Source organism: Inquilinus ginsengisoli (assembly GCF_050434925.1).
GTDB classification, from domain to species: domain Bacteria; phylum Pseudomonadota; class Alphaproteobacteria; order DSM-16000; family Inquilinaceae; genus Inquilinus; species Inquilinus ginsengisoli_B.
The window spans coordinates 3,033,229-3,051,626 of record NZ_JBNDJK010000001.1 but is presented as its reverse complement, the minus strand read 5'-3'; the positions used below and the strand labels follow the sequence as shown (position 1 = coordinate 3,051,626).

General features: G+C 70.4%; 18 protein-coding genes. 8 read left to right on the top strand and 10 right to left on the bottom strand.

Annotated features, from left to right (window positions below; translation table 11 throughout):
• Window positions 1–6 precede the first annotated feature (6 nt).
• Complete coding sequence (locus QFZ27_RS14445) at window positions 7–1,917, top strand: S9 family peptidase (protein WP_429227090.1); 1,911 nt, start codon at window positions 7–9, stop codon at window positions 1,915–1,917.
• Window positions 1,918–1,921: 4 nt separating this feature from the next.
• Here the strand turns inward: QFZ27_RS14445 and QFZ27_RS14440 are convergent, their stop codons facing one another.
• Entirely contained in the window at window positions 1,922–2,944 is a 1,023-nt protein-coding gene (locus QFZ27_RS14440; RefSeq protein ID WP_429227089.1) for a lipase family protein, read from the bottom strand.
• Window positions 2,945–3,177: 233 nt separating this feature from the next.
• Between QFZ27_RS14440 and QFZ27_RS14435 the strand changes: the two genes are divergently transcribed.
• Both QFZ27_RS14435 and QFZ27_RS14430 read left to right on the top strand, forming a co-directional pair.
• A complete protein-coding gene (locus QFZ27_RS14435; RefSeq protein WP_429227088.1) occupies window positions 3,178–4,068 on the top strand; it encodes a 50S ribosomal protein L11 methyltransferase in 891 nt (296 codons plus the stop codon).
• A gap of 280 nt (window positions 4,069–4,348) precedes the next feature.
• Window positions 4,349–5,602 (top strand): MFS transporter, encoded by a 1,254-nt coding sequence (locus QFZ27_RS14430; RefSeq protein ID WP_429227087.1) that lies wholly within the window; start codon window positions 4,349–4,351, stop codon window positions 5,600–5,602.
• Here QFZ27_RS14430 and QFZ27_RS14425 read toward each other — a convergent pair whose 3' ends face one another.
• Window positions 5,603–5,857, bottom strand: coding sequence for a YjiS-like domain-containing protein (locus QFZ27_RS14425; RefSeq protein WP_429227086.1), 255 nt, complete (start codon window positions 5,855–5,857; stop codon window positions 5,603–5,605).
• A 347-nt stretch (window positions 5,858–6,204) separates the two neighbouring features.
• Here QFZ27_RS14425 and QFZ27_RS14420 point away from each other — a divergent pair, with 347 nt between their 5' ends.
• The gene (locus QFZ27_RS14420) at window positions 6,205–8,211 is read left to right on the top strand and encodes an aminopeptidase P family protein (protein ID WP_429227085.1); all 2,007 of its coding nucleotides are present in this window, start codon (window positions 6,205–6,207) and stop codon (window positions 8,209–8,211) included.
• 3 nt (window positions 8,212–8,214) lie between these two features.
• Here the strand turns inward: QFZ27_RS14420 and QFZ27_RS14415 are convergent, their stop codons facing one another.
• Window positions 8,215–9,453: an MFS transporter gene (locus QFZ27_RS14415; protein WP_429227084.1), complete on the bottom strand. Its 1,239-nt coding sequence runs from the start codon at window positions 9,451–9,453 to the stop codon at window positions 8,215–8,217.
• 120 nt (window positions 9,454–9,573) lie between these two features.
• Between QFZ27_RS14415 and QFZ27_RS14410 the strand changes: the two genes are divergently transcribed.
• Window positions 9,574–10,413 (top strand): phytanoyl-CoA dioxygenase family protein, encoded by an 840-nt coding sequence (locus tag QFZ27_RS14410; protein ID WP_429227083.1) that lies wholly within the window; start codon window positions 9,574–9,576, stop codon window positions 10,411–10,413.
• A gap of 90 nt (window positions 10,414–10,503) precedes the next feature.
• Window positions 10,504–10,923, top strand: coding sequence for a hypothetical protein (locus QFZ27_RS14405; RefSeq protein ID WP_429227082.1), 420 nt, complete (start codon window positions 10,504–10,506; stop codon window positions 10,921–10,923).
• Window positions 10,924–10,976: 53 nt separating this feature from the next.
• On the opposite strand, the gene QFZ27_RS14400 is transcribed toward QFZ27_RS14405, so the two are convergent.
• From QFZ27_RS14400 to QFZ27_RS14370, 7 genes are all read right to left on the bottom strand, one after another.
• Window positions 10,977–11,177, bottom strand: a complete 201-nt coding sequence (locus QFZ27_RS14400; RefSeq protein WP_429227081.1) for a CsbD family protein — start codon at window positions 11,175–11,177, stop codon at window positions 10,977–10,979.
• Between the two features lie 23 nt (window positions 11,178–11,200).
• Complete coding sequence (locus QFZ27_RS14395; protein ID WP_429227080.1) at window positions 11,201–11,638, bottom strand: PPC domain-containing DNA-binding protein; 438 nt, start codon at window positions 11,636–11,638, stop codon at window positions 11,201–11,203.
• Window positions 11,639–11,695: 57 nt separating this feature from the next.
• A complete protein-coding gene (gene murA, locus QFZ27_RS14390) occupies window positions 11,696–13,030 on the bottom strand; it encodes a UDP-N-acetylglucosamine 1-carboxyvinyltransferase (RefSeq protein ID WP_429227079.1) in 1,335 nt (444 codons plus the stop codon).
• A gap of 329 nt (window positions 13,031–13,359) precedes the next feature.
• Window positions 13,360–14,109, bottom strand: coding sequence for a metallophosphoesterase family protein (locus QFZ27_RS14385; protein ID WP_429227078.1), 750 nt, complete (start codon window positions 14,107–14,109; stop codon window positions 13,360–13,362).
• 61 nt (window positions 14,110–14,170) lie between these two features.
• Window positions 14,171–15,670 (bottom strand): tripartite tricarboxylate transporter permease, encoded by a 1,500-nt coding sequence (locus QFZ27_RS14380; protein ID WP_429227077.1) that lies wholly within the window; start codon window positions 15,668–15,670, stop codon window positions 14,171–14,173.
• Window positions 15,671–15,689: 19 nt separating this feature from the next.
• Entirely contained in the window at window positions 15,690–16,136 is a 447-nt protein-coding gene (locus QFZ27_RS14375) for a tripartite tricarboxylate transporter TctB family protein (protein ID WP_429227076.1), read from the bottom strand.
• A 4-nt stretch (window positions 16,137–16,140) separates the two neighbouring features.
• Complete coding sequence (locus QFZ27_RS14370) at window positions 16,141–17,115, bottom strand: Bug family tripartite tricarboxylate transporter substrate binding protein (RefSeq protein ID WP_429227075.1); 975 nt, start codon at window positions 17,113–17,115, stop codon at window positions 16,141–16,143.
• Window positions 17,116–17,326: 211 nt separating this feature from the next.
• Between QFZ27_RS14370 and QFZ27_RS14365 the strand changes: the two genes are divergently transcribed.
• Complete coding sequence (locus tag QFZ27_RS14365; protein WP_429227074.1) at window positions 17,327–17,932, top strand: DUF1349 domain-containing protein; 606 nt, start codon at window positions 17,327–17,329, stop codon at window positions 17,930–17,932.
• Window positions 17,933–17,989: 57 nt separating this feature from the next.
• On the top strand, window positions 17,990–18,235 hold the full coding sequence (locus tag QFZ27_RS14360; protein ID WP_429227073.1) for a type II toxin-antitoxin system ParD family antitoxin: 246 nt from the start codon (window positions 17,990–17,992) through the stop codon (window positions 18,233–18,235).
• Window positions 18,236–18,398: the final 163 nt, after the last annotated feature.

The window sequence follows — 18,398 nt, the reverse complement described above, 5'->3', positions numbered from 1 at the left end:
TCCGTCATGAGCATCGATCCTGGCTTCCTGGACCGACTGATCGCCGCGCCGCGGCTGCTGTTCCCGACCGTGTCGCCGGATGGGCGCTGGGTGGCCTGGCTGTGGAACGGCAAGGCCGAGGGCAACGGACCGTGGGTCGCCCCGACAGCGGGTGACGTGCCGCCGCGCCTGCTGCCGGAGCCGTATTCCGGCTGGGATTGCGAGAGCTTCAGCTGGGCGCCGGACAGCCAGGCCCTGATCGTCGCCCGCCGCCGCGACGGCGAGGAGCAGGTCGGGCTGCAGCGCGTCTGGCTCGATCCGTCCCGGCCGGCGGAGGCGCTGCTGCCGGACCGGCCGGGCTATTACGTCTACGCCGCCCAGCAGCACCCGGACGGGCGGCGGCTGGTCTATGCCGCCAGCCGCGACCCGGCCACCGGGCTGGGCGGCGACATCCTGCATCTGTACGAGCACGACACCGCGACCGGGGCGCAGCGCGCTCTGGCCTCGCCCCGGCGGTCCTGCAAGCTGGCGCCGAAGCTGGACCCGACCGGATGCCGGGTGCTGTATCTGCGCAACGACCACCATCCGAGCGGCCGGGCGCTGTGGGTCTACGACCTGGAGACCGGCGCGGACCGCGAGCTGTACAGCCCCGGCGGGCCGGCCAAGGCCGAGGGCGTGTGGTCGCCGGACGGGACCCGCATCGCCTTCGTTGCCGAGGGGCCGTCGCACAAGCGGCTGGGGCTGATCGACCTGACGACTGACGAGCTGCGCTGGCTGGTCGACAACCCGGCGATCCCGGTCGAGCATGTGCGCTGGCCGCGCCAGCCGGACGGCGACCAGGACCTGCTTGTGGTGATCGAATCCAGCGCCGCGCGGGACGAGGCCGGGTTCCTGATGGTCTCGACCGGCGCCTATGTCCCGGTGTTCCGCGGCGGCGACATCCTGCGCCCGATCGCGCCGCTGCCCGACGGCCGCTGGGTGCTGGAGCGCGGCCGGGCCACGGCGCCGACGTCGATCGTCACCCTGGCGGCCGAGGCGCCGGACCTGCTGACCGCGCATAAGCTGGCGCCGCTGCCCGAGGGCATCCTGCCCGACCCGGCGGAGCTGAGCCCGGCCGAGCCCTTCTGGTGGCATTCGGTCGACGGGCTGCGCGTCCAGGGCTGGCTGTATCGCGCCAAGGGCGAGGCGCGTGGTGCCGTGGTCCATGTCCATGGCGGGCCGACCGCGCATTACGACGGCCGCTTCGATCCGATCCCGCAGGCGCTGGCCCAAGCCGGCTTCAACGTGCTCCAGCCCAACTACCGCGGCAGCACCGGGCTGGGCCTGGCCTTCCAGGAGGCGATCAAGGAAGACGGCTGGGGCGGGCGCGAGCAGGAGGACATCCGCACCGGCATCCTGGCGCTGATGAATGCCGGGCAGGCGCGGCCGGGCCGGGTCGGCATCACCGGCCTGTCCTATGGCGGCTATTCCGCTTGGTGGGCGATCACCCATTTCCCGCGCGAGGTGATCGCCGCCTCGGCGCCGATCTGCGGCATGACCGACCTGGTCACCGACTATTGGACCACCCGGCCGGACCTGCGCCCCTATTCCGAAGCGATGATGGGCGGCACGCCGGACGAGCTGCCTGAGAAGTACCGCGAGCGGTCGCCGATCCACGCTGTCGACCGGATCGAGGGGCGCCTGCTGATCGTGCAGGGCCTGACCGACCCGAACGTGACGCCGGAACATGTCGAGATCATGCGGGCGCAGCTGGACGCCCGCGGCATTCCCTATGAGACGCTGCTGTTCCCGGATGAAGGCCACGGCATCGTCAAGCCGGGCAATTGCCGGGTGCTGTATGAACGGCTGATCGCCTTCTTCAGCGAGGCGTTCGGGCCGGGCGATGCTGCGGGCCAGGATGCGCCGGCGACCCTGGCAGTCGCCAGCGGCGAGTCCTGAACGATCAACCCGGCTTGTAGTCGACGATCGACGGCACCCCGACGCCACCCGGCGGCATGATGTTCACGCCGCCCAGCGGCGCCATATAGGTGTGGGTGCTGTGCTGCACGCCGGCCTGGTCGACCCAGCTGGTGCCCAGGCTGCTGCAGGAGCCGGACAGCTGGGTGCTGGCCGCCGGCTGGACGTAGCTGATCCCCTTCAGCTCGTTCTCGAAATGGGTCAGCCCGTCGGTCACGTAGCCGGGCGGCGTCAGGTTGCAGGGCTGGTAGATCGTCGCGATCCCCGGCAGGTTCCACCACGCGTTCGGGACGATGTCGTAGTCGTTCCAGTAGCGCAGCGAATAGCTGAAATCGGTGCCGAACAGCGTGGCGAAGTCGGCATTGCCGACGGTCGGCGCGGCGAAGGTGGCCGGCACGATCGGGGCGGTGATGCTGCCGAGGCTCTGCAGCCAGGGCGCGACGACGGTGGTCAGGGCACCGCCCAGGCTGTGCCCGGTGACGATCAGCACCGGCTGCTGGTTCGCCGAGTTGTTGAGATAGCCGGTCACGAAATCCGACAGGCTCTGGCCGTTCGAGCTGAGCTTCTGGATCACGTCGAGGGCGGAGAGCGTGCCCTTGGCGATCAGCGCCGGGCTGCCAGGCGCCCAGGGCAGTGGCACCTGGTCGGGCACCCGCAGGTCCTCGAACAGCTGCTTGAGGATGCCCCAGGGGTCGTCGACATGGACGTCGGTGCCGCGCAGGCAGACCACCAGCAGCACCGGCACATTCGACGCCGTGTCGGTGTAGGCGGCAGCATAGGCGAGGTTGCTGTCGTCCCAATCCTTGGCCGGGCCCCAGACCACGCTCCAGCTGCCGATCGATGAATCCGGCGCGGTCTCCCCCGGCGGCGGCACCGAAGGCATGGCCTCGGCGATCTGGTCGGTCTGGAAGTACGAGATCTGGCACAGCTGCAGATAGCTGATCGCGAACGGCGTGGCCGAGATGCCGCCCTGACCGACGGCACCCTGCTTGATCTCCTGTGGTGTCATGACGCCTCCTGATGTCCGCGCGGATATTGACGCGCCGGCCATTCGCCAGCGCGGAAATGCGGGCCGGGCAGTCACTATGACCGCTCAGCAGGGCGGCCGGCGTCAACACCTATAAGTTGTGGAAAATGTCGATAAAATCGCGAGAACGGACGCGTGGCGACATCGCGGATGCAAACCGGCGGCCGGCCCGATACTGTGCGGCCGAGCACAGACCCTTGCCCTTTGGACCCTTGATGAGCCGCACCGTCCCTTCCGAAGCCGCCTCCGCCTGGCGCACCAGCATCGTCGTCGGCCCCGAGATCGGCGACGCCGTGCAGACCGCCTTCGACGACGCCTTCGCCTCGGTCGCCGCCTTCGAGATCGAGGATGGCGGCGACTGGGTGATCGAGGGGATCGACCGGGTCCCGCCGGACGAGGCGGCGCTGGCCGCGCGCCTGGCCCTGGTGGCGGCGATGCTGGGCACGACGCTGCCGGCGCCGGTGGTGGAGAAGGTGCCGCCGACCGACTGGCTGGCCGCGACCTACCAGGCCTTCCCGCCGCTGCGCATCGGCCGCTTCTTCATCCATGGCTCGCATATCGAGGAGCCGCCGCCGCCCGGCACCGTCCCGCTGTGCATCGACGCCGCCACCGCCTTCGGCTCCGGCGAGCACCCGACCACCGAGGGCTGCCTGCGGGCGCTGGACCGGCTGTCGCGCCGACGCCGCTTCCGCCGCATCCTCGACATGGGCTGCGGCACCGGCATCCTGTCCTTCGGCGCCGCGCGGCTGTTCCACGCGCCGGTGCTGGCCGCCGACATCGACCCGGAATCGATCCGTGTGACTCGTATAAACGCCCGTATCAACAGGCTGTCGGACCGGATCACCGCCGTGGTCTCGAACGGCTATACCAGCCGGGTGGTGGCCGAGCACGGCCCCTACGACCTGATCATCGCCAACATCCTGGCCCGGCCGCTGATGAGCATGGCGGCCGACCTGCGCCGCAACCTGGCGCCGGGCGGGGTGGCGGTCCTGGCCGGGCTGCTGGACCGCCAGGCGCCTCAGGTGCTGGCGGCGCACCGGCTGCAGCGCCTGGCGCTGAATGACAAGATCCCGATCCGCGGCTGGCCGACGCTGATCCTGGGCTGAGGCCTCACAGCGCGCCCGCTGCAGCGGCCGTCGCTCCTGGACAAAATCGTGGCCCGCGGCCGGCCTAGGCTGACCTTGGACTGGAGCCGCCGGTCCGGAGGCGGACCTGCCGACTCCCACTTGTTCTGTCATGCTCGGGCTTGACCCGAGCATCCAGGGGCCGCAAGCACCGCGCTTGATGGCCCTGGATCACCGGGTCAAGCCCGGTGATGACAGAAAAGGGGGAAGGCAAGCATTCCAGGCCGGTGGCATACAGAATTCTTTGCCGCCGAGGTTCCCGATGTCCGCCGTCCTTTCTTCCGTCGCCGCGCTCCTGGCCGGGGTCGGGCTGATGCTGTGCGGCAACGGGCTGCAGGCGGTTCTGGTGGCGGTGCGGGCGACCGATGCCGGCTTCGGCACCGTGGTCACCGGCCTGCTCGGCTCCGGCTACTATGCCGGCTTCGTGCTGGGCTGCCTGTTGGGCCCGCATCTGGTGCGCCGCGCCGGCCATGTCCGCACCTTCGCGGCGGTGGCGGCCCTGGCGGCGGCGGTCGCCCTGTCCTTCCCGCAATATGTCCTCCCGGCGCCCTGGATCGTGCTGCGCGGCGGCACCGGCTTCTGCTTCGCCGTCGTGTTCATGGTGATCGAGAGCTGGCTGAACGAGCAGGCGACCAGCCGCACCCGCGGCACCGTGCTGTCGCTCTACACCATCGTCACCCTGGTCGCGATCACGGTCGGCCAGATGCTGCTGGGGGTGGAGACCGGCAACCCGATGACCGCCTTCACCTGGATCGCGATCATGATCTGCCTGGCGGTTCTGCCGGTCGCGATGACCCGGGTGGCGGCGCCGCCGGTGCCGGAGGTGGTGCGGCTGCGGCTGGCCCGGCTGGTCGCGACCTCGCCGGTCGGGGCGGCCGCCTGCCTGGTGGTCGGCATCGGCAACGCCGCCTTCTGGTCGCTGGGACCGGTCTTCGCCCAGGCGCGCGGTTTCGACGCCGCCACCGTGGCGCTGTTCATGAGTGTGGCGGTGCTGGGCGGCGCCGTCGGGCAATGGCCGCTGGGCCAGCTGTCCGACCGGGTCGACCGGCGCTGGACGATCGTGATCTCGGGCATCGGCACCGCGGCCGCGGGCGTGACGCTGCTGGCGGTCGACTGGCTGCCGGGGGAGGCGGTGATCGGCCTCGCCTTCTTCTACGGCGCCTTCTCGCTGCCGCTGTACCCGCTGGCGCTGGCGCACACCTTCGACCAGGTCCGGGCCGGGGAGTTCGTCGAGACCTCGAGCGGCCTGCTGCTGATTTACGCCCTCGGCGCCGTGGTCGGGCCGGTGCCGGCCAGCCTGCTGATGGTGCAGCTGGGCACCCCGACGCTGTTCGCCTTCGTCGGCGCGGTGAACCTGGCGCTGGTCGCCTTCACCCTCTACCGCATGGGCCGGCGGGCCCGCGCCCCGGCCGAGTCGCGGCCGGGCTTCGTGTCGGTGCAGCCGGCGACCCAGGGCGCCATCGGGCTCGACCCGCGGGCGCCGGAGACGCCCGCCGTCGAGACCAGCAAGACCTGATCAGGCCACGCTGGCGAGCCGGTTGGTGTTGGCGGCGCGCTGCAGCGAGGCGCGCACGGCGCCTTCCGGCAGCATGGCGGCGACGTCGTTGTCGCCCTGGACCAGCACCGTCTCGATCAGATTGCGGGTGAGGCCGATATCCTCGAGCTGCCGGTCGGTCAGCTCCATCAGCTCGTGATAGGTCATGCTGCGGTCGATGCCGCCGCGGATCCGGAAGAAGCCGCGGATGAGGCTGGCGAGAAGCTGGTATCCCATGATCGTGTCCCGTGTTTCCGCTTCCTGCTGGCGCAGGTTATTGCGTTGCAACATCCGCCGCGGCCCCGCCGTGACGGCATGGAGGAACGCTGCTTCCGGGAGACGTTTCCGAGATTGTCGTTGATGGAGGGATCGCCTGGACGGCGGCCTCAGATCGATAGAATGCGCGCTTTCTTGTGCAGTGCAATATCGAATTTGTGCATAGCAACACATCGCTGTACGCAGCCGCGCCGGGCTTGATCGCAGCGATGCCCGGCCGCTTCCCCCGCCCGGCTCGATGCGCGATAAGGAGTCATCCCGCCCGGCGCGCCGATGCCCGGGTCGCCCCGCTCACGGACGCGCCGACCATGACCACCGATCTCGCCGACACCCTCGCCGCCGCGGCTGCCGACACCGGCGGCCGCTACGAGGCCGCCGGGCTGCAGGAATTGCTGGAGGGCGTGGTCGCCGCGCCCGCGGCGCTGGACGAAAGCGAATGGATGGAGCTGGCGGTGCCGGGCGCGACCGAGGCCCAGGCCAAGCGGCTGCGCGCCGCCAGGGCCGCGGTCGCCGCCGCCCATCGGCCGGCCGGGCCGAAGCCGGCGGAGCGGCTGGCCGCGCTGCGCGGCACGCTGGCCCGGCTGGACCTCGACGCCTATGTCGTGCCGCATGCCGACGAGCATCAGGGCGAATACCTGCCGGCCCGGGCCGAGCGCCTGGCTTGGCTGACCGGCTTCACCGGCTCCGCCGGCATCGCCGTGGTGACGGCCGAGCGGGCGGCGATCTTCGTCGACGGCCGCTACACCATCCAGGTGGAGCAGCAGACCGATCCGGCGCAATGGGAGCGGCGGCATCTGCACCAGGAGCCGCATGAGGCCTGGCTGGCCGAGGCGATGCCCAAGGGCGGCCGCGCCGGCTATGACCCGCGCCTGGTCACGGTCGCCTGGGTCGAGAAGGCGCGCAAGGCGGTGGAGGCCGCGGGCGGCGCGCTGGTCGCGGTCGAGGAAAACCCGATCGACACGCTGTGGACCGACCAGCCGCCGGCCCCGATCTCCCCCACCATCGTCCAGGCGCTGGACGTCGCCGGCAAGGATGCGCGGGAGAAGCGGGCCGAGATCGCCGAGGCCCTGCGGTGCGACCGGCTGGACGCGGTGGTGCTGAGCGCGCCGGAGAGCGTGGCCTGGCTGTTGAACCTGCGCGGCGCCGACGTGCCGCACACGCCGCTGCCGCTGTCCTTCGCCGTGCTGCATGCCGACGGGCTGGTCGACCTGTTCATCGACCGGCGCAAGCTGGTGCCGGGCGTCGACACCCATCTCGGCAACGAGGTGGCGATCCAGCCGCCGAGCACGCTGGGCCAGGCGCTGGAGGGGCTGGGCCGCGCCGGCAAGGCGGTGCGGATCGATGCCGCCTCGGCCAGCGCCTGGGTGCAGGACCGGCTGACCGGCGCCAAGGTCGATATCGGCGCCGACCCCTGCGCCCTGCCCCGTGCCCGCAAGAACGCGGTCGAGCTGGAGGGCACCCGCGAAGCCCATCGCCGCGACGCCGCCGCGGTCAGCCGCTTCCTGGCCTGGCTGGCACGCGAGGCGCCGTCCGGCGCGCTGGACGAGGCCGGGGCCGCCGCCAAATTGCTGGAATTCCGCGTCGCCACCGGCGCGCTGCGCGACCTCAGCTTCGACACCATCTCCGCCGCCGGCCCGAACGCCGCCCTGCCCCACTACCGCTTCAGCGCCGAGAGCAACCGGCGAATCGAGCCGGGCAATGTCTATCTGGTCGACAGCGGCGGGCAGTACCGCGACGGCACCACCGACATCACCCGCACCATCATCGTCGGCACCCCGACCGAGGAGATGCGGCGCACCTTCACCCTGGTGCTGAAGGGCCATATCGCGATCTCGACCGCGCGTTTCCCGAAGGGCACGACGGGATCGCAGATCGACGCCTTCGCCCGCCGGCCGCTGTGGGAGCACGGCCTCGACTACGATCACGGCACCGGCCATGGCGTCGGCAGCTATCTCAGCGTGCATGAGGGGCCGGCGCGGATCGCCAAGACGCCGAACACGATCGCGCTGGAGCCCGGCATGATCCTGTCGAACGAGCCCGGCTACTACGCCGCCGGCCGCTACGGCATCCGCACCGAGACACTGGTGGTGGTGCAGCCCTGTGCCGCGCTGAGCGACGACACGCGGACCTTCTACGAGTTCGAGACCATCACCTTCGCGCCGATCGACCTGGCCCTGGTCGATGCGGCGCTGCTGACCCCGGACGAGCGCGCCTGGCTGGACGCCTACCACGCCAAGGTGCGCGACATCGTCGGGCCGCAGTTGGAGGGCGAGGACCGCGCCTGGCTTGAGCAGGCGACCCGGCCGGTGGGGTGAGGCCTATTCCAGCTCGACGCCGCGCGTTTCCGGCAGCATCAGCGTGGCGCCGATGTCGAGCACATAGATCACCGCCAGCAGCCCGATCGCCAGGCTGAAGGAGTACTGGGAAGCCAGCGCCCCGACCACCAGCGGGCCGAAGCCGCCGACGCCGCGGCCGAGGTTGAACAGCACGCTCTGCGCCGTCGCCCGCGCCTCGGTCGGGTACAGCTCCGAGATCAGCGCGCCGTAGCCGCCGATCATGCCGTTGACGAACAGCCCCATCGCCGCGCCGCCCAGCAGCAGCGCCGCCGGCGAGTCGAGCTGGGCGTAGACCACGACCATGATCGCGGCGCCGGCCTGGAACAGGATGAAGGTCGGGCGCCGGCCGATCCGGTCGGCCAGATGGCCGAAGGCGCCGATGCCGGCGCACATGCCGAGGATGGTCACCACCGTCCACAGCGCCGATCTGGTCAGGGAATAGCCCATGGCGGTCGACAGATAGGTCGGCAGCCAGATCATCAGCCCGTAATAGCCGAAGTTCTGCACCGAGCAGAGGATGAAGACGGCGAAGCTGATCCGGGTGGTGCGGGCATCCTTGACCAGCAGCCGCAGCGCGTTGCCCTGGCGTGGCCGGGCGGCGCGGTCGAGGAACAGCGCCGGCTCGCCGATGGTGCGGCGGACGACGAAGGAGACGATGGCGGGCAAGAGGCCGATCGCGAACATGCCGCGCCAGCCGATCAGCGGCAGCAGCAGCGGTGTGGCCAGGGCCGCCGCCAGCACGCCGGCCTGCCAGCCGAGCCCGACATAGGAAGAGGCGCGGGCCCGGTACCTAGCCGGCCAGGTCTCCGCCACCAGGGCCATGCCGATGCCGAACTCGCCGCCCAGGCCGAGTCCGGCGATGGTGCGGTAGGCCAGCAGGTCCCAATAGCCCTGGGCCAGGGCGCAGAGGCCGGTGAAGACGGCGAAGAGCAGGATGGTCCAGGTCAGCACCCGCACCCGGCCGAGCCGGTCGCTGAGCATGCCGAACAGGATGCCGCCGGCCACCGCGCCGATCAGGGTCGCGGTCACCAGCGAACCCGATTCGGCCGGGGTCAAAGCGAGGCCGGCAGCGACGGCCGACAGCATGAAGCCGAGGATCAGCAGGTCGAACCCATCCATGGCGTAGCCGACCGCCGACGCCACCAGCGCCCGCCGCGCCGTCGCATCCGGCCGGTCCGCCGCCACTCCCCCTGCTGTCATACCGAATTCGGTCGTCGCCATCGCCGTCCCCCGCCTGTTCCTCGAACCGTCCGAGCATTGTTTCAGTTCGATTGCAAGCAAGACCGGTGCCAGGAGCAGTGATCGCGCTAGACTGCCGACGGAATCGAAGCGAGGACGGCGATGTTGAGCGAGACGCAGAAGGCGCAGTACGAACGCGACGGCTATCTGGTGCTGGAGGGCTTCAAGCCGATCCAGGAGATCCGCGGCGTCCGTGCCCGGGCCGAGACGATCGTCGAGGCCTTCGATCCCGGCGACACGGTGTCAATCTTCACCACCAAGGAGCAGGAGCGGAAGTCGGACGAATACTTCCTGACCTCGGGCGACAAGATCCGCTGCTTCTTCGAGGAGGAGGCGTTCGACGAGGCCGGCCGGCTGCGCCAGGCCAAGGCGCTGTCGATCAACAAGATCGGCCATGCGCTGCACGACCTGGACCCGGTGTTCGACCGCTTCTCGCGCGACCCCAAGCTGGCCGCGCTGGCCGCCGATCTCGGCCTGGCCGAGCCGCAGATCTGGCAGTCGATGTACATCTTCAAGCAGCCGGGCATCGGCGGCGAGGTGCGCTGGCACCAGGACGCCAGCTTCTTCGAGACCACGCCGCTCAGCGTCACCACCTTCTGGTTCGCGCTGGAGGATGCCGACCGCTCCAACGGCTGTCTGTGGGTCGAGCCCGGCGGCCATCGCGGCCCTTTGCGCGAGCGCTTCCTGCTGGAGGACGGCGCGACCCGGATGGAAAAGCTCGACGCGACGCCGTGGCCGACCGACGCCACCGCGGTGCCGGTCGAGGTCAAGGCCGGCGCGCTGGTCTGCTTCCACGGCCGGCTGCCGCATTACAGCGCGCCGAACCGGTCGCCGGTGTCGCGCCATGCCTACACGCTGCACGCGACCTGCGGCCGCACCGCCTATTCGCCGCGCAACTGGCTGCGCCGCGGGCCGGACCTGCCGGTTCGCGGTTTCGCCTGAGGCCACAAAGGCTTGCATCCCGCCGCGGGTTGACTCCATCCTGCCCCGCAACAGGTTCCCCAGGAACCGACCGCAGGATGGGAGGAAGCCATGGTCAAGGCAGTGCTGACCGGGACGGACGACCAGGGCGGCGCCGTCGCGATCCCGAAGGGCGACATCGTCTTCATCCGCGAATCCTACCGGTCGGGCGAGATCCCCGGCCGCACCAAGATCGATTTCGGCACCGCCGCGACCGAGCAGGAGGCCTATCTGGTCGACTCCATGACGACGGTGCTGAAGAAGCTCGGCAACGGCGTCGCCATCGCCCGGCTGACCACACCGTCGGGCACGCCGGTGCATGTCGCCGCCGCCCGGGTCGAGGGCGTGCGGGCGCCGCAGAGCTGGCACCACCCGAAGGCGCGCACGGTCCTGCTGGCCCGCGGCCGCGAGATCCAGGTGCGCGAGGACCGTGATCTGGTGCTGCGGCGGATCAACGCCGCGCGGCCGGAACGGGCAAAACCGGTCGGCTGACAAAGCAAGGGCCGGCAAAAGCCGGCCCAGGTCGATCGCGCTTGCGGCGCGGCTCAGTTCATGTTGCGCGACCAGGTGTCGACCTGCCGCTCGGCCTCTTCCTTGGCGATGCCGTAGCGTTCCTGGACCCGGCCGACCAGCTGGTCGCGCTGGCCGTCGAGCACGTCGAGGTCGTCGTCGGTCAGCTTGCCCCACTGAACCTTCGCCTTGCCCTTCACCTGCTTCCACTGGCCTGAAATCTGGTCCCAGTTCATTGCAATCTCCTGTCGTGACGTGGTCAGGCCCGGATCAAAGCGAGTCCGCTCTCCGGGTCGAGCGCCTTGCGCAGATGGGCCGGGGATTCGGTGACGATCAGCTCCAGCGTCGGCCGCACCCGGGCCTCGGCCAGATGGCCGGCCAGGGCCGTGCCGTCGCGGCGGCCGAGCACCAGATGCACATGCAACGCCGGCTTGCCCTCGGGCGACACCGCGACGTCGCCGAGCAGCGACGCCACCTCGACCTGCTCCTTGACCGGGATCGGCAGGTACTCCTTCCGCTCCCAGTCGAAATAGCGCAGCCCGGCCTCGCTGAAGGCGCCGATGCCGGTGATCTGGGCGGCGGTCAGCCGCTCCGCCTCGGCGAAGCGCTGCAGGCTCTCCATCACCGCCTCCCCGGTCTCGAGGATGACGGCGAAGACCCTCTGGCCGTCGGCCGCGTGCAGTTGCTTGACGATCATCCCATCGCTCCCGTGGCGCTCTATCAGGCAACGGAGCAGCCGGGACGGGCGTTCCCGCTACGCCATGTCGACCCGCCGGATCCGGGCACCGCAGCGGCGCAGCCGCTCGACCAGGTTGTCGTACCCGCGGTCGACATGCTCGACCCCGTGCAGCGTGCTGGTGCCCCGGGCGCCGAGCGCCGCGATCAACAGGCCGGCGCCGGCGCGGATGTCGGTCGCCGTCACCTCCGCCCCGTGCAGCGCCGGCACGCCGCGGATCACGGCGTGGTTGCGCACCACCCGGATGTTGGCGCCCATGCGCTGCAGCTCCGGCACATGGCGGAACCGGTTCTCGAACAGGGTTTCGGTGACCATCGCCGCGCCCTCGGCGCAGGACAAGAGCGCCATGGCCTGGGGCTGCAGGTCGGTGGCGAAGCCGGGGTAGGGCTGGGTCATGATGTCCACGCCCACCAGCCCGCCGGCGCTGCGCCGGGCGGTGATCACGCCACCGGCCGATTCGATCTCGATTCCCGCATCCTCGAACACTGGCAAAGCGGCGCTGAGCAGCTCGGTCGAGGCCCCGGCCAGGCGCAGCTCGCCGCCGGTGGCCGCGGCGGCGCAGACCAGGGTGCCGAGCTCGATCCGGTCCGGCAGCACGTGATAGGTGGCGCCGTGCAGCCGGTCGACGCCGGTGATGTGCAGCGTGTCGGTGCCGATGCCATCGATGCGCGCGCCCATCGCCGCGAGGCAGCGGGCGAGGTCACTGACCTCCGGCTCCCGCGCGGCGTTGGTGATGCTGGTCTCGCCCTTCGCCAGAGTCGCCGCCAGCATCAGGTTCTGGGTGGCGCCGACCGAGGGAAAGGGCAGCACGATGGCGGCGCCGCGCAGGCCGCCGGGCGCGCTCAGCACCACCTCGCCGCCCTCGATCTCGGCGGTCGCCCCCATCTGGCGGAAGCCGGCGAGATGGAAGTCGACCGGCCTGAGGCCGATGGCGTCGCCGCCCGGCAGCGGCAGGGCGATCCGGCCCAGCCGGGCCAGCGCCGCGCCCGCGATCAGGAAGGAGGCGCGCATGCGGGAGACCAGCGCCGAATCGACCCGGCCGCTGCCGAAGCCGGCGCCGCCCATGGTGCCGGACAGGGCCGGGCCGCTCTCGTCCCACGACACCTCGACGCCGAGCTCGGCCAGGATCCCGGCCAGGATGGCGACGTCGAGGATGCGCGGCAGGTTGCGCAGGGTCAGCCGCTCGTCGGTCAGGGCGGCGCAGACCATCAGCGGCAGCGCCGCGTTCTTGGCACCGGCGACGGCGATCTCGCCCCGGAGGGGCACGCCGCCGTCGATCTCCAGCCGGCCGGCCGCCGACGCGGTCCACCACGGCGCCGCCCGGCGGAACGACACGACATTTGCACGCGACATGGGCACCCGGCTCCACAACCTTGATCAGGACAGCATTATTGCCGGGATAGCACGATCGACGGCGTCAGTAGGCTCGTAACGACATCGCCGAAAACAAAATGGTTCCCCCTCCCCTCGCGGGAGGGGGATAGGGGAAGGGGGGTTTTCGAAGCCCAGAGCCGGCCCGGACTCTGGCGATCCGGTCCCGACGGCGAAGCCTGTCCTTTGCGCATTCGCGCGCGGACGCGCGCAGTCCCCTCACAAGGGGAGGGGGACTAAAAGGAATGGGGCCTCAGCATTTGAAAGGTCCAACCAAGCGGGAGAGGCAACGCAACAGCGCCGTCGCGAGATCACGAGCCGGGCGGGCGGGAGAAGCCGGTCGCCAGCTGATGCGCCCAGTCGGGACGGCCGTTCTCCGCCGCCCTTCGGACCGCGCGGTCGTGGTCGTAGGGGATGGCGATCAGCTCGGCCACGACCTTGTCGGCGTCCAGCTGCAGCATCGCGTAGCGGGCGGCGGGCGATCCCGATTCGGAGACATGGGCCGGCGGCGTCGGGTCGTCATAGGCCGGGGCGCCGATGCTGCCGGGGTTGAGGATCCAGCGCCCGTCCGGCAGGCGCAGCAGCCACGGCAGGTGGCTGTGGCCGCACAGCACGACCGGGCCGGAGACGCCATCGAGCCTGGCGGCGATGGCGTCGGCCCGGGCCCGCACCAGCCGGCCTGCCTCGATATCCTCCAGCAGATAGGCGTTGTCGTCCTCCGGCCGGGCGTGGAAGGCGGTGATGCCTTCCGGCAACTCCAGCCGCACCGGCAGGGCGCCGAGCCAGGCGCGGCCGGCGGCGTCGAGCGCGTGCCGGGCATAGCCGTCGGAGGTGGTCGACGGCTCGTCCCGGTTCTCCCAGACCCAGCGGTCGTGGTTGCCGCGCACGGTCGGCCAGTCCTTGGCCATCAGCAGGTCCAGCGTCTCGCGCGGCCAGAGCGGGCCGGAGACGCAGTCGCCGAGATGGACGATGGCGTCGGCGCCGCGGCGGCCGAGATCGGCCAGCACGGCCTCGAGGGCCGGGAGGTTGCCGTGGATGTCGGCGAGGACGGCGAGGCGCATGCGGACCCTGCGGCGGAGAGCGGGACGGCCACGATGCCGCCCCGGACCGCCGAGGGGAAGGCTATTCCGCCAGCGCCTGCTCGCGCTTGCGCGTGATCGCCGGCACCAGCATCGCCAGCAGCAGGATCGCCACGACGGCCAGCAGCACCGCGCTGATCGGATGGGTCAGGAACACGGTGAAGTCGCCGTCGGACAGCAGCATGGCGCGGCGGAAGTTCTCCTCCAGCTGCGGCCCCAGCACCAGGCCCAGCAGCAGCGGCGCCGGCTCGGCCTTCACCTTGACGAAGAAATAGCCGACCAGCGCGAAGCCCAGCATCAGCCAGACATTGAACATGCTGTTGGCGATGCCGTAGGTGCCGATGCAGCAGAACAGCACGATGGCCGGGAACATCAGCCGGTAGGGGATCTTCAGCATCGAGATCCAGATCCCGATCATCGGTAGGTTGATGACCAGCAGCATCAGGTTGCCGACCCACATGCTGGCGACCACGCCCCAGACCAGTTGCGGCTGCTCGGTCATGATCTGCGGCCCGGGCTGGATGCCGTGCATCATCAGCGCCCCGATCATCAGCGCCATCAGGGCGTTGGACGGGATGCCGAGCGTCAGCAGCGGGATGAAGCTGGTCTGCGCCCCGGCATTGTTCGCCGCCTCCGGCCCGGCCACGCCCTCGATCGCGCCCTTGCCGAAGCGGCTGGGGTCGCGCGCCAGCTTCTTCTCCATGGCGTAGGCGGTGAAGGGCGGCAGCGCCGCCCCGCCCCCCGGCAGCACGCCGAGGAAGGAGCCGATGGCGGTGCCGCGCACCATGGCCGGGAAGGCCTGGCGCAGATCGGCCCAGCGGGGCATCAGATCGCGCACCCTGCTGCTGACCAGTTGGCGCGGCCGCGGCCGGTCGAGATTGGCCATGATCTCGCCGAGGCCGAACAGGCCCATGGCGATCGGCACGAAGTCGAGCCCGTCACCCAGCTCCGGGATGCCGAAGGTCAGTCGCGAGGCGCCGGAGGAGACGTCGATGCCGACGATGCCGAGCAGCAGCCCGACCACCACCATGGCCAGCGCCTTGGCCACCGAACCATGCGCCAGGATCACCGCCGCGATCAGGCCGAGCACCAGCAGGCTGAAATACTCGACCGCGGTGAACTGCAGCGCCAGGGCGGCGAGCGGCAGGGCCAGCAGCGCGATTACCACCGTCGCCACCGTGCCGGCGAAGAAGGAGGAGATGGCGGCGATGGCCAGCGCCAGGCCGGCCTTGCCCTGGCGCGCCATCTGGTGGCCGTCGAGGCAGGTGACGACCGACGAGGTTTCTCCCGGCACGTTGACCAGGATCGCGGTGGTCGAGCCGCCATACTGCGCGCCGTAGAAGATGCCAGCGAGCATGATGAAGGCCGAGGCCGGGTCGAGCCCGAAGGTGAAGGGCAGCAGCAGCGCCACGGTCGGGATCGGCCCGATGCCGGGCAGCACACCGATCGCCGTGCCGATCAGCACGCCGAACAGACAGTACAGCAGGTTCTGCCACTGCAGCGCCGTGGTCAGGCCGAGGAGCAGGTTGTCGAACAGGTCCATGGGGTCCCTGACATACGGCCTAGAATCGCGGCCAGACCGGCACCGGCAGGTCCAGCAGCAGCACGAACAGGATCACCGCGGCGGCGCTGAGCCCGATGGCGAAGACGACGGTCTCGCGCAGCCGCGTCTCCCGGCTGGCGAGGCCGGCGACGACCACCGTGGCGAAGGCGGCGACCGCCAGCCCGGCCTTGGCGGCGAGCAGGGCGAAGACGGCGACTGCGGCGAGGACGCCGAGGATCGGCCGCAGCTTGGGGATCTCGATGCCTTCGCTGCCGATCGCCAAGCTGCGCAGGGCGAAGACCAGGCCGAAACCGGCGGCGCCGATCGACAGCACCCGCGGCATGAAGCCCGGCCCCATATCGGCCGGGCTGCCGAAGCTGAGCTTGCGGGTGGCGACCAGGACGATGGCCGCCACCAGGCAGAGGAAGAGGCCGAACAGCAGGTCCGGCCAGTTGATGCGCGTCACCCCGTCACTCGCCCTTGATGCCGGCGTCGGCGATCACCTTGCCCCAGGCCTCGGTGTTGGTGGCGAGCCAGGAGCCGAGATCCGCCGGCGGGCCGGCGACGATGCGGCCGCCCTGCTGGGCGATCCGCTCCGCCACCTCCGGCTGCTTGAGGATCTCGCCGAGCGCCGTGTTCAGCTTGTCGACCAGGGCCGGCGGCGAGCCGGCGGTGGTCAGCAGCCCCTGCCACGACCCGACATCGGCGGAGGGCAGCTTGGCCTCGGCGAAGGTCGGGATGTCCGGCGCGCTGGCGATCCGGTCCTTCCCGGTCACCGCGATGCCGCGGAGCTGGCCGTTGGCGACGAAGGGCAAGGTCGCGGTGGCGCCGTTGATGATGACCTTGCTCTCGCCCGACACCACGGCCTGGGTCGCCGCGGAGCCGCCGCGATACGGCACGGTCTTCCACTGGATGCCGAGATCCTTGGCCATGGCGACGGCGGTGATGTGGTTGACCCCGCCGATGCCGGAATTGGCCACCGCCAGCTTGCCCGGATTGGCTTTGGCGTAGTCGACCAGCTCGGCCGCCGTGTTGACCGGCAGGTCCTTGTTCACCGCCAGCACATAGGGCACGAACATGATCATCCCGACCGGCGCCAGATCCTTCAGAGGATCATAGGACAGGTCGCTGAACAGACCCGGCGCGGTGGCGATCGAGCCAACATCCGCCAGCAGCAGGGTGTGCGCGTCCGGGTCGGCCTTGGCCACGGCGTCCGCGCCGATGTTGCCGGCGGCGCCCGGCTTGTTCTCGACCACCACGGTCTGGCCGATGGCTTCGGAGAGCTGCGGCGCGATGATGCGCGCCAGCGTGTCGGAGGTGCCGCCCGGCGCGTAGGGGACGATGATGCGGACGGTGCGTTCGAAATTTTGCGCGGACGCCGAGCCGGCGGTCCCGAGCATGGCAAGGCCGGCGGCGAGTGCGAGCGCGCTGCGTCTGGTGATCATGGTTGGTCCTCCCCCTGATGAATCGTCGCGGTTCCGACCGTCTTCCGGCGGGCTTATGTGGACGGTACGGAGGACACCGATCCGACTCCAGGTCCAAGACGGCATCGATCGATGCGCGACGAGCATCGATCCGACCTCAGCTCGCGGGACGATGGTCTTGCCCGGCCGGCCGGGCTCGCGTCTGATGGCGGCAGACACGGGGAGAGACGCGATGAAGATCCTGGACGAGACCTTCCTGTCCCCTGCCCTCGACCCGCGGCTGGCCTGGACCAACCCGCCGCGGGACTGGTCGATCGGGCCGGAGGGCCTGCGGCTGCGCACCGCCGCCGGGACCGATTTCTGGCAGGGCACCCATTACGGCTTCCGGGTCGACAACGGCCATGTGCTGGCGCTGCCGGTCGCCGGCGACTTCGTGATGGAGACGGCGGTGCGCGGCAGCCCCGTGCACCAGTACGACCAAGCCGGGCTGATCGTGCGCCAGTCGCCGGACAGCTGGATCAAGACCTCGGTCGAGTTCGAGACGGCGGCGCACAGCCGGCTCGGCGCCGTGGTCACCAATGGCGGCTGGTCCGACTGGTCGACCCAGGACGTGCCGACCCGGCCGGGCAGCGCCACCGGCTTCCGCATCCGCCGCACCGGCGCCGACTACATCATCGAGGCGGCGCCGGAGGGCGAGGATCGCTGGGTTCAGCTGCGCATCGCCCGGCTGCATGCCGATGACGGCGCCGGCCCGGTCCTGGCCGGTCTCTACGCCTGCAGCCCGAAGGATGCCGGCTATGAGGCGCAGTTCGCCCATCTGCGGATTTCGAGGCCCTGATATCGGCTCAGAAACTGTTTATGGTTATGCTGGCCGCCCGCGTCCGAGGAGCTTTAGGTGGCGCGCAATACAACGATTCCGCTCGACGATCACTTCGCCGACTTCATCGATGCACAGGTGCAGGGCGGGCGGTACCGCTCGGCCAGCGACGTTGTCCACGCCGGGCTGCGCCTGCTGGAAGACCATGAAGCGAGAGTGAAGGCGCAACAGGATGCGCTGGTCGCAGGCGAGGAATCAGGCAAGCCGCAGGCGTTTGATAGCGAGGTGTTTGTGGCTCGGATGCGGGTCAAGCATGCGAGGTAAACCCTATACCGGTGGTCTTTGAGATCGACTCTTCGATCCCTCCTCCGTCATGGCGAGGAGCGTAGCGACGTGGCCATCCAGTAGGTCGGTACCGCTGGATGGCCACGCCCCTTCGGGGCTCGCCATAACGAGTTAATATTTCGGGCCGCTGGTATCACCTGCC

Coding starts and splice junctions, on each gene's coding strand:
- QFZ27_RS14445 (WP_429227090.1), top strand. CDS start 7: ATGAGCATCGATCCTGGCTTCCTGGACCGACTGATCGCCGCGCCGCGG.
- QFZ27_RS14440 (WP_429227089.1), bottom strand. CDS start 2,944: ATGACACCACAGGAGATCAAGCAGGGTGCCGTCGGTCAGGGCGGCATC.
- QFZ27_RS14435 (WP_429227088.1), top strand. CDS start 3,178: ATGAGCCGCACCGTCCCTTCCGAAGCCGCCTCCGCCTGGCGCACCAGC.
- QFZ27_RS14430 (WP_429227087.1), top strand. CDS start 4,349: ATGTCCGCCGTCCTTTCTTCCGTCGCCGCGCTCCTGGCCGGGGTCGGG.
- QFZ27_RS14425 (WP_429227086.1), bottom strand. CDS start 5,857: ATGGGATACCAGCTTCTCGCCAGCCTCATCCGCGGCTTCTTCCGGATC.
- QFZ27_RS14420 (WP_429227085.1), top strand. CDS start 6,205: ATGACCACCGATCTCGCCGACACCCTCGCCGCCGCGGCTGCCGACACC.
- QFZ27_RS14415 (WP_429227084.1), bottom strand. CDS start 9,453: ATGGCGACGACCGAATTCGGTATGACAGCAGGGGGAGTGGCGGCGGAC.
- QFZ27_RS14410 (WP_429227083.1), top strand. CDS start 9,574: ATGTTGAGCGAGACGCAGAAGGCGCAGTACGAACGCGACGGCTATCTG.
- QFZ27_RS14405 (WP_429227082.1), top strand. CDS start 10,504: ATGGTCAAGGCAGTGCTGACCGGGACGGACGACCAGGGCGGCGCCGTC.
- QFZ27_RS14400 (WP_429227081.1), bottom strand. CDS start 11,177: ATGAACTGGGACCAGATTTCAGGCCAGTGGAAGCAGGTGAAGGGCAAG.
- QFZ27_RS14395 (WP_429227080.1), bottom strand. CDS start 11,638: ATGATCGTCAAGCAACTGCACGCGGCCGACGGCCAGAGGGTCTTCGCC.
- murA (WP_429227079.1), bottom strand. CDS start 13,030: ATGTCGCGTGCAAATGTCGTGTCGTTCCGCCGGGCGGCGCCGTGGTGG.
- QFZ27_RS14385 (WP_429227078.1), bottom strand. CDS start 14,109: ATGCGCCTCGCCGTCCTCGCCGACATCCACGGCAACCTCCCGGCCCTC.
- QFZ27_RS14380 (WP_429227077.1), bottom strand. CDS start 15,670: ATGGACCTGTTCGACAACCTGCTCCTCGGCCTGACCACGGCGCTGCAG.
- QFZ27_RS14370 (WP_429227075.1), bottom strand. CDS start 17,115: ATGATCACCAGACGCAGCGCGCTCGCACTCGCCGCCGGCCTTGCCATG.
- QFZ27_RS14365 (WP_429227074.1), top strand. CDS start 17,327: ATGAAGATCCTGGACGAGACCTTCCTGTCCCCTGCCCTCGACCCGCGG.